At 60.7% G+C, this 15,233-nt stretch carries 15 protein-coding genes and 1 riboswitch; of the genes, 4 read left to right on the top strand and 11 right to left on the bottom strand.

Annotated elements, in window-relative coordinates:
- Position 1: 1 nt before the first annotated feature.
- The 3 genes from xdhA to AC1RTP_RS05835 are packed head-to-tail and all read left to right on the top strand — an operon-like array spanning position 2 to position 4,517.
- Positions 2-1,489 carry a xanthine dehydrogenase small subunit gene (xdhA, locus tag AC1RTP_RS05845; protein WP_498605572.1) on the top strand — a complete coding sequence of 496 codons (1,488 nt, stop codon included), beginning with the start codon at positions 2-4 and terminating at the stop codon, positions 1,487-1,489.
- Positions 1,486-3,831: a xanthine dehydrogenase molybdopterin binding subunit gene (xdhB, locus tag AC1RTP_RS05840; protein ID WP_498605571.1), complete on the top strand. Its 2,346-nt coding sequence runs from the start codon at positions 1,486-1,488 to the stop codon at positions 3,829-3,831. Before xdhA ends, xdhB begins: the two co-directional genes overlap by 4 nt.
- Positions 3,828-4,517: an aquaporin gene (locus AC1RTP_RS05835; RefSeq protein ID WP_498605569.1), complete on the top strand. Its 690-nt coding sequence runs from the start codon at positions 3,828-3,830 to the stop codon at positions 4,515-4,517. The genes xdhB and AC1RTP_RS05835 overlap by 4 nt, the downstream gene beginning before the upstream one ends.
- Here the strand turns inward: AC1RTP_RS05835 and AC1RTP_RS05830 are convergent.
- From AC1RTP_RS05830 to AC1RTP_RS05780, 11 genes are all read right to left on the bottom strand, one after another.
- Entirely contained in the window at positions 4,495-5,514 is a 1,020-nt protein-coding gene (locus AC1RTP_RS05830; protein ID WP_498605566.1) for a helix-turn-helix transcriptional regulator, read from the bottom strand. The two genes, AC1RTP_RS05835 and AC1RTP_RS05830, sit on opposite strands and share 23 nt — an antisense overlap.
- Positions 5,514-6,584 (bottom strand): NAD-dependent epimerase/dehydratase family protein, encoded by a 1,071-nt coding sequence (locus AC1RTP_RS05825; protein WP_498605564.1) that lies wholly within the window; start codon positions 6,582-6,584, stop codon positions 5,514-5,516. The genes AC1RTP_RS05830 and AC1RTP_RS05825 overlap by 1 nt, the downstream gene beginning before the upstream one ends.
- A gap of 78 nt (positions 6,585-6,662) precedes the next feature.
- Complete coding sequence (locus AC1RTP_RS05820; RefSeq protein WP_498605562.1) at positions 6,663-7,061, bottom strand: hypothetical protein; 399 nt, start codon at positions 7,059-7,061, stop codon at positions 6,663-6,665.
- A gap of 66 nt (positions 7,062-7,127) precedes the next feature.
- Positions 7,128-7,760 carry a 3,4-dihydroxy-2-butanone-4-phosphate synthase gene (ribB, locus tag AC1RTP_RS05815; protein WP_498605560.1) on the bottom strand — a complete coding sequence of 211 codons (633 nt, stop codon included), beginning with the start codon at positions 7,758-7,760 and terminating at the stop codon, positions 7,128-7,130.
- Positions 7,761-7,862: 102 nt separating this feature from the next.
- Positions 7,863-8,012, bottom strand: a riboswitch (FMN riboswitch).
- A 195-nt stretch (positions 8,013-8,207) separates the two neighbouring features.
- Complete coding sequence (locus AC1RTP_RS05810) at positions 8,208-10,301, bottom strand: flagellar biosynthesis protein FlhA (protein ID WP_498605558.1); 2,094 nt, start codon at positions 10,299-10,301, stop codon at positions 8,208-8,210.
- Entirely contained in the window at positions 10,298-11,443 is a 1,146-nt protein-coding gene (flhB, locus tag AC1RTP_RS05805) for a flagellar type III secretion system protein FlhB (protein WP_498605556.1), read from the bottom strand. Before flhB ends, AC1RTP_RS05810 begins: the two co-directional genes overlap by 4 nt.
- Entirely contained in the window at positions 11,436-12,218 is a 783-nt protein-coding gene (locus AC1RTP_RS05800) for a flagellar biosynthetic protein FliR (RefSeq protein WP_498605554.1), read from the bottom strand. Before AC1RTP_RS05800 ends, flhB begins: the two co-directional genes overlap by 8 nt.
- 6 nt (positions 12,219-12,224) lie before the next feature.
- Entirely contained in the window at positions 12,225-12,497 is a 273-nt protein-coding gene (fliQ, locus tag AC1RTP_RS05795; protein ID WP_155455668.1) for a flagellar biosynthesis protein FliQ, read from the bottom strand.
- Complete coding sequence (gene fliP, locus AC1RTP_RS05790; protein WP_498605553.1) at positions 12,498-13,244, bottom strand: flagellar type III secretion system pore protein FliP; 747 nt, start codon at positions 13,242-13,244, stop codon at positions 12,498-12,500.
- The gene (locus AC1RTP_RS05785) at positions 13,241-13,612 is read right to left on the bottom strand and encodes a FliM/FliN family flagellar motor switch protein (RefSeq protein ID WP_498605837.1); all 372 of its coding nucleotides are present in this window, start codon (positions 13,610-13,612) and stop codon (positions 13,241-13,243) included. The genes fliP and AC1RTP_RS05785 overlap by 4 nt, the downstream gene beginning before the upstream one ends.
- A 5-nt stretch (positions 13,613-13,617) precedes the next feature.
- Positions 13,618-14,472: a FliM/FliN family flagellar motor switch protein gene (locus tag AC1RTP_RS05780; protein WP_498605551.1), complete on the bottom strand. Its 855-nt coding sequence runs from the start codon at positions 14,470-14,472 to the stop codon at positions 13,618-13,620.
- Positions 14,473-14,859: 387 nt separating this feature from the next.
- On the opposite strand from AC1RTP_RS05780, the gene fliE reads away from it, so the two are divergent.
- Positions 14,860-15,210, top strand: coding sequence for a flagellar hook-basal body complex protein FliE (fliE, locus tag AC1RTP_RS05775; protein WP_498605549.1), 351 nt, complete (start codon positions 14,860-14,862; stop codon positions 15,208-15,210).
- Positions 15,211-15,233: the final 23 nt, after the last annotated feature.

The raw sequence follows: 15,233 nt of genomic DNA, 5'->3' as shown, positions 1-15,233 counted from the left end.
GATGTCTCAACCGATTCGTTTCTTCTACCAGGGGCGTGTGCAGGAAGTTGATTCCGCCGCCCCGACCCGTACGGTGCTTCAGCACTTGCGGGAAGATCTGCACTGCACCGGGACCAAGGAAGGCTGCGCCGAAGGCGACTGCGGCGCTTGCACCGTGGTGATCGGCTCCCTCGTGGATGGTGAACTGGAACTGCGCAATGTGAACTCGTGCATCCAGTTCCTGCCTACGCTGGACGGCAAGGCAGTCTTCACGGTGGAAGACCTGAAGCAGCAGGACGGTAGCCTGCATCCCGTGCAGGAAGCCCTGGTGGAATGCCACGGCTCCCAATGCGGTTTCTGTACTCCCGGCTTCGCCATGTCCCTCTGGAGCCTGTACCTGAAACAGGAAGGCAAGTCCGAACCGCCCTGCCGTAAAACGATCGACGAGACCTTATCCGGTAACCTGTGCCGCTGCACGGGTTACCGCCCGATTATCGACGCAGCCGTCCGCATGGGCGAGCTGCCGGCCGTCAGCTTCGACCGCGAAGCGCTGAAGGCCACACTGCAAGACCTGCAACGAGACACCATGTTCAGCTACACCCACGACGGCCAGACTTTCCATGCGCCGCGCACCCTGGCCGAAATGGCCGAACTGCGCGCCGCCAAGCCGACCGCCACCATCCTGGCCGGCTCCACCGACGTCGGCCTGTGGGTCACCAAACAGATGCGCAACCTGGGCGATGTGATTTACACGCGCCAGGTGCAGGAACTGCACCGCATCGCCACCGTCGACGGCAAGCTGGAAATCGGCGCCGCCGTTTCGCTGGACGATGCCTACAAAGCCGTGCTGGAACTGTATCCGAACGAATCCCTGCACGAACTGTGGCAGCGCTTCGCATCCCAGCCTATCCGCAGCACCGGCACCCTGGGCGGCAGCGTCGCCAACGGCTCCCCGATCGGCGACTCCGCCCCGTGGATGATCGTGCTGGGCGCGGAAATCGTGCTGCGCTCCAATAAAGGCCAGCGCGTCCTGCTGCTGCAGGACTTCTACCTCGATTACATGAAGAAGGATTGGCAGCCTGGCGAGTTCGTGGAAGCCGTGCGCATCCCGGCCCCGAAAGCCGGCCAGCAATTCCGCACCTACAAACTGGCCAAGCGCTACGACCAGGATATTTCCGCCGTCTGCGCCGCCTTCTCGCTCGAAGTGGAAAACGGCGTCGTGCGCAACGCCAAAATCGCCTACGGCGGCATGGCTGCGACTTCGCGCCGCGCACCGCTGGCGGAAGCTGCCCTCAATGGCCAGCCGTGGAACGAAACCACCCTGCGCGCCGGCATGGAAGCCCTGGCGCGCGACTACACCCCGCTGACCGATATGCGCGCCAGCGCGAACTACCGCATGCGCACCGCGCAAAACCTGCTGCGCCGCTTCTGGATGGAGACCCGTCCCGAAGATGCGATTTCAAACACCTACGTCAACGCTTACGCATTCAAGGAAGGAGCCGCCGCATGAACAGCAAGTCCGAACAGTTCATGACGCTCGGCGCCGCCAAGGGCTGGACCGAAGTTGGCCAGAGCCACCCGCACGAATCGGCAATCCTCCACGTGCTGGGTGAGGCCGTGTACACCGACGACATCCCGGAAGCGCAAGGCACCCTGCATGCCGCGCTCGGCCTGTCGCCGAAAGCCCATGCACGCATCCTCTCGGTCAACCTCGATCCGGTGAAAGCCATGCCGGGCGTTGTGGCCGTGTACACCTACAAGGACATCCCCGGCACCAACGATTGCGGCCCGATCATCCACGATGACCCGATCCTCGCCGAGCAGAAGGTGGAATACGTCGGCCAGCCCATCTTCATCGTGGTGGCGGACACGCACGACAACGCCCGCCGCGCGGCCCGCAAGGCCGACATCCAGTATGAAGAACTTCCGGCAATCCTCACGCCGCAAGCGGCGCGCGAGGCCGAGTCCTATGTGGTGCCGCCAATGCGCCTGACGCGCGGCGACGCCGAGGCGGCCTTCGAGCGCTCGCCGAACATCCTGAAAGGCAAGCTGCACGTGGGCGGCCAGGAACAGTTCTACCTCGAAGGCCAGATTTCGTATGCCATCCCGAAGGAAGGCAACGGCATGCACGTCTACTGCTCGACCCAACATCCGACCGAGATGCAGCACGTGGTTTCGCACGCCCTGCACTACCCTTCGCACGCGGTGGTGGTGGAATGCCGCCGCATGGGCGGTGGCTTCGGCGGCAAGGAATCGCAATCCGCGCTGTGGGCCGCTTGCGCCGCCGTCAGCGCCGCCCGCCTCAAGCGCCCGGTAAAGCTGCGCGCCGACCGCGACGACGACATGATGGTCACCGGCAAGCGCCACTGCTTCTACTACGAGTATGAGATCGGTTACGACGACCAGGGCCTGATCACCGCCGCCAAAGTGCAGATGGTATCGCGCGCCGGCTTCTCGGCTGACCTTTCCGCGCCAGTCGCAACCCGCGCCATCTGCCATTTCGACAACACCTACTACTTGTCGGACGTGGATATCCGCGCCATGGCGGGCAAGACCAACACACAGTCCAACACCGCCTTCCGCGGCTTCGGCGGCCCGCAAGGCGCCATCGCGATTGAATACATCGTGGACGAAATCGCCCGTAACCTGGGCAAGGACGCGCTGGACGTGCGCAAGGTGAACTTCTACGGCCGCAATGATGAAGAAGGCCGCAACGTCACGCAGTACGGCCAGAAGGTCAAAGACAATGTGATCCACGAACTGGTGGCGCAGCTGGAAAGCGATACCAATTACCGCGTCCGCCGCGAAGCCATCCGCGCGTTCAACGCCGCCAATCCGGTGCTGAAGAAGGGCCTGGCCCTGACGCCAGTGAAATTCGGCATCGCCTTCAACGTCACCCACTTCAACCAGGCCGGCGCGCTGGTGCACATCTACACCGACGGCTCGGTGCTGGTGAACCACGGCGGCACGGAAATGGGCCAGGGCATCAACACCAAGGTGTGCCAGGTTGTGGCGCATGAACTGGGCATTCCTCTCTCCAGCGTGCGTGCTTCCGCCACCGATACCAGCAAAGTCGCCAACACCTCCGCCACGGCCGCATCAACGGGCGCGGACCTGAACGGCAAGGCAGCGCAGGATGCCGCCCATACGCTACGCCGTCGCCTGGTGGAATTCGCCGCCAAGGCATTCGGCGTTGCTTCCGACAGCGTGATCCTCGCCAACGGCACCGTATTCGCCGGTGAAGTAGTCATGCCGTTCGCGGACCTGGTGCAGAAGGCCTATCTCGCGCGCGTCCAGCTGTGGTCCGATGGCTTCTACGCCACGCCTGGCCTGAGCTGGGACCGCGAAACCATGAGCGGCAATCCTTTCGGCTACTACGCCTATGGCGCCTCGGTGTCGGAAGTGATCGTCGACACCCTTACCGGCGAATGGAAGCTGCTGAAGGCAGACTGCCTGTACGACGCCGGCAATTCCCTGAACCCGGCCATCGACGTCGGCCAGGTGGAAGGCGCCTTCATCCAGGGCATGGGCTGGCTGACGACGGAAGAATTGTGGTGGAACCCGGCGGGTAAGCTGATGACGCACGCGCCATCGACTTACAAGATTCCTGGCGTGTCCGACTGCCCGGACGATTTCAACGTACGCCTGTTCCAGAAGCCCAATCCATTCGACAGCATCCACCGTTCGAAAGCCGTAGGCGAACCACCGCTGCTGCTGCCGTTCTCGGTGTTCCTGGCGATCCGCGATGCCGTCGCTTCGGTTGGCGACTACCGTTTCAACCCGCCGCTGCGCGCCCCAGCCACCGGCGAAGCGATCCTCGATGCAGTGGACGCAGTCCGCGCCATGGCATGACGCTCGCGCGCCGCGTCACTGCTGAAGCTTTAGGCACGGCGCTGCTGCTGGCCGTGGCGGTCGGTTCGGCCACCATGGCCGACCGCCTCGCCGGCGGTAATACGGCCCTCGCCCTGCTCGCGAATTCCCTCGCGAGCGGCTTGGGCCTGTTGGCGCTGATCCTCACCTTCGGCGCCATCTCCGGCGCACACTTCAATCCTGCCCTCACCTTGTCGGAAGCCTGGCAAGGCGGCATGGACTGGCGCGAAACACTGCCCTACATCACGGCACAAATCCTTGGCGCCTTTGCCGGTGTAGCGGCCGCGCACGCGATGTTTGGCGAGCCGGTGTTCGCTGCGGCGACCCAGGCCAGGACTGGCGCTGCCCAGTGGTGGAGTGAATTTGTTGCGACGTTTGGGCTCATCGCCGTCATCGGCGGTTGCGCGCGCAGCCGGCCGGCGCTGACACCTTTTGCCGTGGCAGCCTACATCGTTTCAGCATACTGGTTCACGGCTTCATCCTCATTCGCCAATCCCGCCCTCACGCTCGCGCGTGCGGCGACCAACACGGTGGCAGGCATCCGTTTCGAAGACGTTTCCGGCTACGTCGCTGCCCAGTTGCTTGGCATGACCGCAGCGACGGTCATCATGACCTGGCTACATAGCCCGGCGGGCGTTCCTGCCCTCAAGCCGGTACCGCCACCTTGATTTCGTGGCGGTAGGCGCCTGGTGTGACGCCCTGCCAATCCTTGAACGCTCGGATGAAGGAATTCACATCCTGGAATCCAAGCAGGAATGCGATTTCGCCTTGCGCGATATGCGGCTTGTGCAGGTAGTGCAGTGCGAGCTGCTGGCGCGTGGCATTCAGGATGTCTTTGAAGGTCGCCGATTCCTCGCCCAGTTGACGCTGCAAGGTGCGCTTGCTCATGGCGAGGCTCCTGGCCACGTCTTCCACCGCATACTGGCCGGCCGGCAGTCCCTCGAGTAATACCGCCTTGACGCGGTCGCTCGTCCTCGCCGTGGCATCGAGGCTGGCCAGGCGCTTGCTCAAGCCCGCCTCAAAGAAAGTCCACATCGACTCATTCGCCGTCAGGAATGGCCGCAAACCGTCCTCACGTGAGAACGACACGCTGACCGCATTACCGGCTTTCGGCATCACCCCGAAATATTCTGCATAGCTCTCAATGTTGTCCGGCAGTTCCGGCACCGTGACCGCGACCGGGACAACGCGATGACGCGTCGCCAGTCGCACCAGCTGCGTCAGGAAGACCGTCTCCGCCACCGCCATCGTGTGCGGGATGGGGCCAGCATCTGCGTAGCACTCCAGCGCCGCGGACGTCTGCTCCTCATCGATATCCACCAGCAGCGCCAATGGCCCGATCAGCTTCTTGAATGCTGACAAGCGCTGGAAGGCCACGTTCAGGTTCGGGCTGCACAAGCAGGCAAAAATCGGCGGATCGAACGCTTCAACCGACACCGCCTGTCCTATCCTGAGGGGCAGCGGCAAGGCCGCCCCTTCCCCCGCCGCCAGTTCCACAGCCCGCCACAGCCTGAAGTACTGCAGTGGCGAGATGGTGACCTCCTGACGCGCAAACAGATCGGCCGGCAGCTCGGCCAACCGCAGCACATGCGCCGGATCGATGCCCATGTCGGCCAGAACCAGCTTCCATCCGGGATGAACGGCGAAGTGCGTCGGATACTTCATTAAACTTCCTTGGGAATCAAACCGTTGTCGATCATTTGCTGGAACATTTCGCTAATCGAGTTCTCCAGCGGACGATACACCATGCCGAGCTCCCGCGCACTCTTGCTGCTGTCGGCACTCCATGCATAGCCCACATTGCGGGACACGAATTTGCGCGTAGTCGCCTTATCCACGATAGGCGCGACCAGCCAGACCAGCCACTTCGGCAGGTTCCGGCGCGGCACCGGATAGGCGCCGAACTTGGGCAGCAGCGCCTTGGCGATGCCAAGCAGCGAAGTGTTATGCGCCGAAATGATGTGGCGGCCAGCCGCCTTGGGCAGGTAGGCTGCGCGCAAATGCGCCTCCGCCAAATCACGCACGTCCACCGCGCCCAGGCCGAGATCCGGCACGCCGGCCTTCATCGTCCCATCGCCGATCTGGCGGACGATGTTGAAGCTTTCGGAAGTGCCATGCGGGTTCACGCCGGGCCCGATCACCAGGCTTGGATTCACCACCACCAGATCCCAGGCGGACTGGCTACGGGCGATCTCCCACGCCGCGCGCTCCGCCACGGCTTTGGAATAGGAATATGGCGCATGGTTCACTGAAGAACTGGTGTTCCAGATCTCCTCCGTGAAGACTCTGTTCGGCGTGGCTTCGATGTCGGCGTTGTCGCCGTAGATCGCAGCGCAGCTGCTGGTCAGCACAAGCCGTTTAACCGAACCGGTTCGTTTGGCCGTTTCCAGCACATTGCGCGTGCCCAGCAAGGCCGGATCAACCAATTCCCTCTGCGGGTCGCGGATGTTGAGGGTGAACGGGGATGCGGTATGGAAGACGATGCCGCAGCCAGCCATCGCCGCCGCAAAAGAACCCTCGTCCAGCAAATCCGCCTTAAAATAGCGCAGTGTGCCGGGCAGCGAAGCCGCCAACTCGTCGAGGTGACGGACCTTGCTTCGGTCGTCGGGATTTCGCACGGCGGCATGCACCGTGACGCCTTCTTCCAGCAAACGCTTCACAATCCAGCCTGCCACGTAACCGGACGCACCGGTCACCAAAACTGGCTTGCTCTTATCGATTTCAATATTTTTCATCACTAGCTCCAGGGCTGAATAGTCACAGGTAGAAGACTATCGCGCACCCGGCGCCAGGTCACTGGCAAACGGCGTCAATCAACCAGCAAAGCGTGCCAATCTCAAAAGTTCACGTTCTTGCGCCGCGTCGACCTTTCCCCGTATCTCCTCAATATATCCCTTCAACGCGAAGGAAGGATCAGGGCAATTGTTGATGCCAAAATGGGCCGGCGGGAGATCGCCCGCAACGACCCAGTGGTACCGGTCCCTCTCATCCGCACCCGAGGCCACTTCGAACAAAAAGATGCCGATGAAATCCGACATGCCCAGGCCAAAATAAACTTTTTTCACACCACCGCACCATGCGAATGAATTCAAGTACAGTTCCGCCTCTTCAAAAAGCGCAGCGCGTTGCTGCGCTTCCTCAAAGTCGTCCCCGAACGTCAGCTCAACCGGTGTGAGCTTTGAAAAGTCTATTGCCAGGTCCGAGTTCGTCATGTCGCATCCTCCGTCCGAGTCTCAAAGAGTTGCGGAACCGAACATCGTTGTCAAGCAGAACACAATTCAGTGTTGCATCCTTTGTCTCCAAGAGATGAGCTCGGCGATGGTCAGGATTGGCATGCCGTGCAGTTGCGCGAACTGTTCGATGGCCTCGCCGCGCATCATCGTGCCGTCTGGGTTCATCAATTCGCACAGCACTGCGGATGGCGTGAGGCCAGCCAGATGCGCCAGATCGACCGAACCCTCGGTGTGACCGGCGCGCATCAGGACACCACCCGGCATGGCACGCAAAGGGAAGACGTGGCCGGGACGCACCACGTCTTCTGGACGTGCGTTGGGCGCGGTTGCGGCGCGGATTGTGGTCACGCGGTCGGCGGCCGAGACGCCCGTGGTCACGCCATGGCGTGCTTCGATCGAGACTGTGAACGGAGTGCCGTATTTGCTGCCGTTTTCGGCGGCCATGGGTGGCAGTTCGAGCTCACGTACCTTGTCGGCGGTCAGGCACAGGCAGACAATGCCGCTGCATTCGCGGATCATCAGGGCCATCGTTTCGACAGTGAGCCGGTCGGTAGCGACGATCAGGTCCGCTTCGTTTTCGCGGTCGAAGTCGTCGAGCAGGATGACGGGGACGCCGGCGCGCATGGCTTCAAGCGCTGCGTGAATGCGGGATTCAAGGGAAGTTACAGGGGACAACATAGGAAACGCTCCTCGCTAAATGTTAACGAAAAACGCTCCAGGGCAAGCGAATAGGCGCGGCCACCCGTGCCGCGAGAGCGGACAGGGTATACGCGCAAAAGCGCACATCTTCTTTCATCCGGACTATACCGTCGGCCCTGGAGTCACACCAGGTCTGCTGACCCTGTCGATGAAGCCTGACAGGCGCTCGCGGGCTTGAACATTGCTGTTTTTACCGCCGGTGGGGAATTGCACCCCGCCCCGAAGACGTAATTTTGAGCGGGGGATTTTAACAGCAAAACCGGTAAACCGGGGTCAGACCCAAGGGTCTGACCCCGACTGTTCGACGGCCGGTGGTAGGGTTAAGGTCCTTGACTTTCGACGAAGATCAACGGCGCACACCCGGAACCCTCGGCTCCGAGACCGTTGAGGGTCTGACCCTGCGGGTCAGACCCAGGTTTACCGGTTTTAGCCGACAGTACCGATGATGGAAACCTCCCGGTTCTCCGGCACCTCGTTATACGACAACACATGCAACCCCGGCGCAAACAAGCGTGCATACCTTGCCAGCAAAGGCCGGATCTGCGGCAACACCAGCAGCAAAGGCGGCGTCGCCTGCTGCTTCATCTGCTCCCTCGCCACTGGCATATTCACCTGCAACTGCGCCAGCAAATGCGGATCGATCGGGTAATTATCCAGCACCACCTTCCCCGTCTGCCTTGCCTGGTTCAAAGAACCAAGCAGCATATTCTCCAATTCCCCGCCCAGGTTAAACGCCAGCATCTCCGTTTTCTGCCCGAACAGCCCGGACACAATCTGCCGCCGCAATGCACAGCGCACCTCCGCCGCCAGCAAGATCGGATCCTTGGTCGTCTCCGACGAATCCAGCAAGGTCGTCGCAATCGGCACGATATCCTTCAACGACACCGACTCCTGCAACAACACGCGGAACACGCGCAAAAGCTGCGTATGCGTCAACGCCTTATCCAGCGCCCCCGCCAGCTTGGGCGACAGCGCAGTCAAGCGTTCCACCAGCGCCGACACATCCTCATGCTTGAACAACTCCGGCAGGTACTCGCGAATCAGCTTGGACACATGGGTCGCAATCGCGCTGGGCGCCTCCACCACCTGGTAGCCCAGCCCCAGCGCATGCGCCTTATCTTTAGGCTCGATCCAGGTCACAGGCATGCCATAAGCCGGCTCGACGCCAGGGATGCCATCGATCTGCCCGTACACATTCGGCGAAGGAATCGCCATCAGCTTGTCGGCAAACACCTCCGCCAGCGCGATGGTCGAACCGCCCAGCACCACCGCATATTGCGTTGGCTTCAAACCCAGGTCGTCGCGCACATTAATCTGCGGCAGCACCATGCCCATCGCCTCCGACAAGCTTTGCCGCACGCCGCGCAGGCGCTTGGTCAGCATCTCGCCGTGCGCCTTGTCGATCATCCCCACCAGCTTGTAGCCCAGAGAAACCTGCAAAGGCTGCACCACAGGCAACGACTGCCATTCCAGTTCCGGCACCTTTTCTTCGCGCAGCGCTGCTTCGATAGCGGCAATATTGTCGACCACCGGCAGACCCTGCTTCTCGCGCATTCGCCAGCCGACATAGCCCAGCGCCGCAGCAAAGGTGAGGAAGCTCAGTTTCGGCATACCCGGCACCAGGCCGAGGATCACCATCACCGCCGACGCGCTGAAGAGCACATTCGGCGATGCCAGCAACTGGCTACCCACCTGGGATTCGAAATCTGCGCCTTCCGACTCGGACACGCGGGTAACGATGATCGCAGCCGCCGCCGACAACAGCAGCGCCGGAATCTGCGCCACCAGGCCGTCGCCAATGGTGAGCAGCGCGTATTGTTTGAACGCGTCGCCGAAGCTCATATCCTGCATCAGCGTACCGATGGCTACACCGCCGACGATATTGATGATCAGGATAAGGATCGACGCAATCGCATCACCGCGCACGAACTTGGCCGCGCCATCCATCGCACCGTAGAAGTCCGCCTCCGTCGCCACTTCCTTGCGGCGCTGTGTTGCCTTCTCCTGGTTGATCAGGCCCGCGTTCAAATCGGCATCGATCGCCATCTGCTTGCCCGGCAAGGCATCAAGGGTGAAGCGCGCCGACACTTCGGAAATGCGCTCCGCGCCCTTGGTCACCACGGCGAAGTTAATGATCATCAGGATCACAAACACCACCATGCCGACCACATAATTACCGCCAATGACCACCTGGCCGAATGCCTCGATCACCTTACCCGCAGCATCAGTACCCTGGTGGCCGTGCAGCAGCACCACGCGGGTCGAGGCCACATTCAGCGTCAATCGTGCCAGCGTGGTCGCCAGGATCACCGTCGGGAACACAGAGAAGTCCAGCGGCCGCTTGGCGTTCACGCTGGTCAGGATCACAATGAGCGCGAGCACGATATTGAACGTGAACAGCACGTCCAGCAGGATAGGCGGCAGCGGCAGGATGATCATCGCCAATATCCCGAGCAGGAATACCGGCGTGGCAAGTTTGTGGCGGCCTGCTTCTGCGAACAAGCTCTTCAAAAAATTCATGTTGTTGCTGCCTCACTCATGGATGTGGGTACCGGCACCTGCGCCGCTTCCAGCGGATTTGGCTGCGATGGACGGCGGCCTTCACGGAACGCCTTCAGCTGCAGCACATAATGCAGGACCATGGAAACAGCCTGGTACAACTGCACGGGAATCTGCTGGTTGACCTGGCTGGTGTTATAGATTGCGCGCGCCAGCGGCGGCAGGGACAGCACTTCCACCCCATGCTCCTGCGCCAACTTCCTGATATACAGCGCCATTTCGTCGACGCCCTTGGCCAGCACGTACGGCGCTTCGGCGCGCTTTTCATCGTACTTGAGCGCCACCGCATAGTGCTGCGGGTTGACGATCACCACGTCCGCACCCGGCACGATCTTGCGCGCCGAGCGTTCGGCCAGGACGCGCTGCAACTGGCGGATGCGCTGGCGCACCTCGGGACGGCCTTCCTGCGTCTTGTACTCTTCTTTCAGCTCCTGCTTGGACATCTTCTGTTGCTCGGCGAAGAAGTAAGCCTGCGCCGGCACGTCGATGATCGCGAAGATGATGAACACAGCCACCATGGCCATCACCCCGTTCAGCATCAGGTTGGCGCCCGAAATCATGGCATCGTTCATCCCCAACCCCTGCAAGCGGGTGTAATCGTTGATGGTGCTGGTGCCTACGTGGACCAGCACCCAGCCCAGGATCGCCGCCTTGCCGATCGATACCGCCAGCTCAAAGCCGTGCTTCTTGGTGAACAGCCGCCCAAGATTGCTGACCGGGTTGAAGCGCTCCAGTTTCGGCTCCAGGTTCTTGGCGCTCATCACCCAGCCGCCCGGTACCATGGCGCCCAGCACGATAAACAGCGGCACCACGAACAGCGGCAGCACCATCTTCACAAGGAGTGCCGCGGCGCTTAGCCAGACAGTACTCATGACGTTATCGAGCGCGCCCTCGCCTTCCAGCGGCGCAAACGCCTGGTGGAAGATTTCACGAAACTCCAGCAGGTACGAAGGCAGCATGTAGACGAACAGCTTAAGCGACACCAGGATGCCGATGGCCGTGGCCAGGTCGCGCGAACGCACCACCTGGCCTTCCTGGCGGGTCTTCTTCAGCTTCTGCGCTGAAGCCTTCTCTGACTTGTCGCCGCCGCTGTCGTCAGCCATGGGACACCATCTGTTGCTGGATCATGTCGAGCACACGCGTCGACATGCGTATGTAATGCTGCGGGATAAAGCGCACCACCTGGCCCAGCATCATCAAGCCGAAGATGGTGATCACGGAAAAGCCCAAAGCAAACAGGTTCAGCGTCGGCGCCACGCGGTTCAGGAAACCAAAGCCGAGCTGCACCACCAACGCCGAAAACACCACTGGAATCGCCAGCAGCATCGCCGCCGAGAAAATCCACGCCACATTCCACGCCACCGTCTGCAGCAGGAGTGCGGAATAACCGCCACCCAGCGGCCAGGCCTTGAAGCTTTGCCCCACCACGCCCGCCAGCACCAGGTGGCCGTCAATCGAAAAGAAAATCACAATGGCCAGCATGGACAGCAAGGCCGACACCACGTCGGACGAAGTACCATTCAGCGGATCGTTCATCACCGCCATCGAAAAGCCGACCTGGCTCGATACCAAATAGCCCAGCACCGCAATCACCGACATCGAGAAATGGAAAGCCAGCCCGATCACGCCGCCAATCACCGCCTGCTCCAGCGTGACCGCAATGCCCTGCACAGAAATCGGATCGATGTTGTGCACCATCTGGGCCTGCGTCACCGGCAGCATGATGATGGACAGCACCAGCGACACCAGCAGCCGCACCGTTACCGGCACCATCATCTCGCCGATCACCGGCGCCGCGCTCAGCATCGCCATGCAGCGCACGAAAGGCCACCAGATTGCCGTCATCCACACCAGGAGGTTAGCCAGGACCTGTTCCATGGCTCGCTACCCCACCAGTGTTGCCGCGCGCTGGAAAATGGAAACGCAATAGTCCATCAGGTAGCCGGACATCCAGCGCCCTGTCAGGATGATCGCCAGCAGTGTCACCAACAGGCGCGGCAGGAAGCTCAGCGTCTGTTCATTGATTTGCGTTGCGGCCTGCACCAGCGCGACGAGCAGGCCCGCGACCAGGCCTGGCACCACCAGCACCAGGACCAGGATCATAACGATATGCAGGGCCTCGATCACCAGGTCGACGGCCACGTCCGGAGTCAACATTCAATAGGCCTGTATGCTCGTGACGAGCGTATTCACAGTCAATGTCCAGCCATCCACCAGCACAAACAGCAGCAGCTTGAACGGCAGCGAAATCACTAGCGGCGACAGCATCATCATACCCATCGCCATCAGCACAGACGACACCACAAGGTCGATGATCAGGAAGGGAATGAACAGCAGGCAACCGATCTGGAATGCCGTCTTCAATTCAGACAAAACAAAGGACGCCAGCTTGACCGTGAAAGCATGGTCGGCCGGATTGGTAATTGCATCTTCGCCTGCCAGGTGGGCGATCTGTTTCAGCGACGCCTTGCTGGTCTGGGCCAGCATGAACCGTGAAATCGGTTTTTCGGCGATGACCAGCGCATCCTGCAAACCGATCTTGTTCTGATCATACGGTACGAAGGCATCGCGCCACACGGCGTCGCCGATCGGCTTCATGACCAGCAGGGTCAGGATCAGCGCCACGCCGGTGATGATGCGATTGGGAAGACCCTGCTGCAAGCCGAGGGCCTGGCGCAGCAGCGACAGCACGATGACGAAACGGGTAAAGCTGGTCATCATCATCACCATGATGGGCAGCAAGCCCAGCAGGGTCATGATGATCAGGATCTGCATCTTTACCGACAGCTCGGTCTTGGCGCCGGGGACGACGCCGCCAAGCAAGTCCTGGGCCCACGCAGGCGCGCAGGCGCACAGCAGCACTGCCCCAGCCGCGAAGCCGGGCATCAGGCGGCGCAAGGTCATGGCGCCATCATGTCCAGGTTCAAACCATCCAGATCGATGACCTTCAGGCCGTAGTTCTCACCCGCAACTACCACCTCGGCGCGGCCAATGGCCGTGCCGTTGACTTTGATGGTCAGCGGTTCGCCAGCGAGCATGTCCAGTTCCACCACGCTGTCCGGGCCGATCTGCATCAGGTCCTGCAACGACAGGCGGGCCGAGCCCACCTCCAGCGTCAGCGTGACAGGAATTTTGCGCATCATGGCCGGCAGGTCGCGGCGGCCGGGACGCGGCGCCGGAACATCGTTCAAATCCTGCGACACCTGGTCGATGATCATCTCCTCCGACATATCGTCCAGCATGGAGTCGTTGGCGCCATTCGGGTTGTTCATCATATTCATTCTGAGTCTTCAAAAGAGGTTAAGCAGAGTTTGCCCTTGTGCTCAGTTACCGCAGCTGTAAACAGGCGGGAGTCTTCGAGCATAACGTCTGCCCTGTGCAGGCTGATCGGGATGACATCGCCCACACGCAAGTCAAACATTGCGCCCAGCGTAGTTTCCTTGGAAACCAGCCTGCCGCTTAGTCCAACCTGGAGCCGCGCCGCCAGCGGCCCTGGATTCTTGCTGCCCTTCTTGCTTGCATCGCGCCCGGGCTGCAGGCCGCGCAGCACGCTGCCCATCACTTGCTTATCGAGTGCGAACCAGGCCTTGCCTTGCAGCTCGCCGTCACTTAGCGAAACGGTAATCACCCAGCTGCCTTTGGCAGGCTGTGCAACGCTGCCGGCTTTAATATTGTCATCTTCGTCAAGCTCCTTGCCGCCATTGGGCAGGTTGCTTTCAATGCGAGCTGCGAGGATGCTGGCCAGCTGTTGCCCGAGCACCACAGCCAAACGTTCTTCAGTAGCGGTAACGCGCACTGCCTGTTCGTCAACTGTTGCTTCAGCGCGCGTCGCGCGGCCGTAGCGAAAATTCAGGAGACTCAGCAACAACTTACGCTCCATCGCAAAGCCGAGCTGGCCCGACGTTGAAGCAAAACCGAGCCAGCGCTGCCGCACTTCGCTGCCGTCGAGACGACTGAAAGTCACCTCGTCAACCTGGCAGGTACCCCAATATCGGCGATGCACATTCAGTCGCATGGACTGCGCCAGATCTTCGCGCAATTGTGCGGCAAATTCGGGGAGCCGGTGGACTGGCCGCCCCAATAAGCAGGGGTCTAAGACTTCGTATCGCACAGTGCTTTGAGTGGAATTCATGGTGGCCCATCCGTCCGCTTTAATCGTATCGCAAAGTTATCCGCTCGGGATGAATTGGTAAGCGTAGAATAACTCAATTCCCTCCGTATTGCCATGGATCAAGTATCTCATCGGTCAAAAAGTCTTTACATAAAAATTGCCGCACGTTAATATTCATTAGTGTTTGGCAATGTCAGTTGGTTGCAAAAACGACTCTTAATGCATGATTTATAAGAGGTTTTGCATTTTGTAAGCGGTTGTTACGAGCACGAATTCGCGCTACACTCCGTATTCCCGTACGGCACTATTTAACATTCACTCCATATTGTTAGTTACTGTCTTGAAGTCAATACAGTTGCTGCAACAACAATAGTTACTTAGCGCCGCGCAACCCACCTGAGGTGCCCTATGGCAAATGAATTCGCAGGCCTGATCAAGGCCGACCTGGCAGCCCTGAACAACGCGGCTTCCGAACTCACCCAGCATGCCACGGCCATCGCTCCGGCGGCGCAATTCAACGCACCGCAGCCAGGTTCCACCTTCTCTTTTGCCCAATCGATGCAAGACGCTGTCGCCGGTGTCAATGCGCAAGACATGAACGCGAGCCAAAAGATGGCCGACGTCGATGCCGGCCGTAGCGACGACCTTGTTGGCGCCATGCTGGCCAGCCAGGAAGCCAGCCTGTCTTTCCAGATGCTGATGCAGGTCCGCAATAAGGTGATGGGTGCGGTGGATGAATTGATCAAGCTTCCGCTGTAAGCTCCTTTTACGCCTTCCCTTTC

The sequence above is a fragment of the Pseudoduganella sp. GW821-FHT11H04 genome (genome assembly GCF_058807935.1).
The sequence above is the reverse complement of the archived record's forward strand: the minus strand, read 5'-3'. Positions and strand labels throughout refer to the sequence as shown.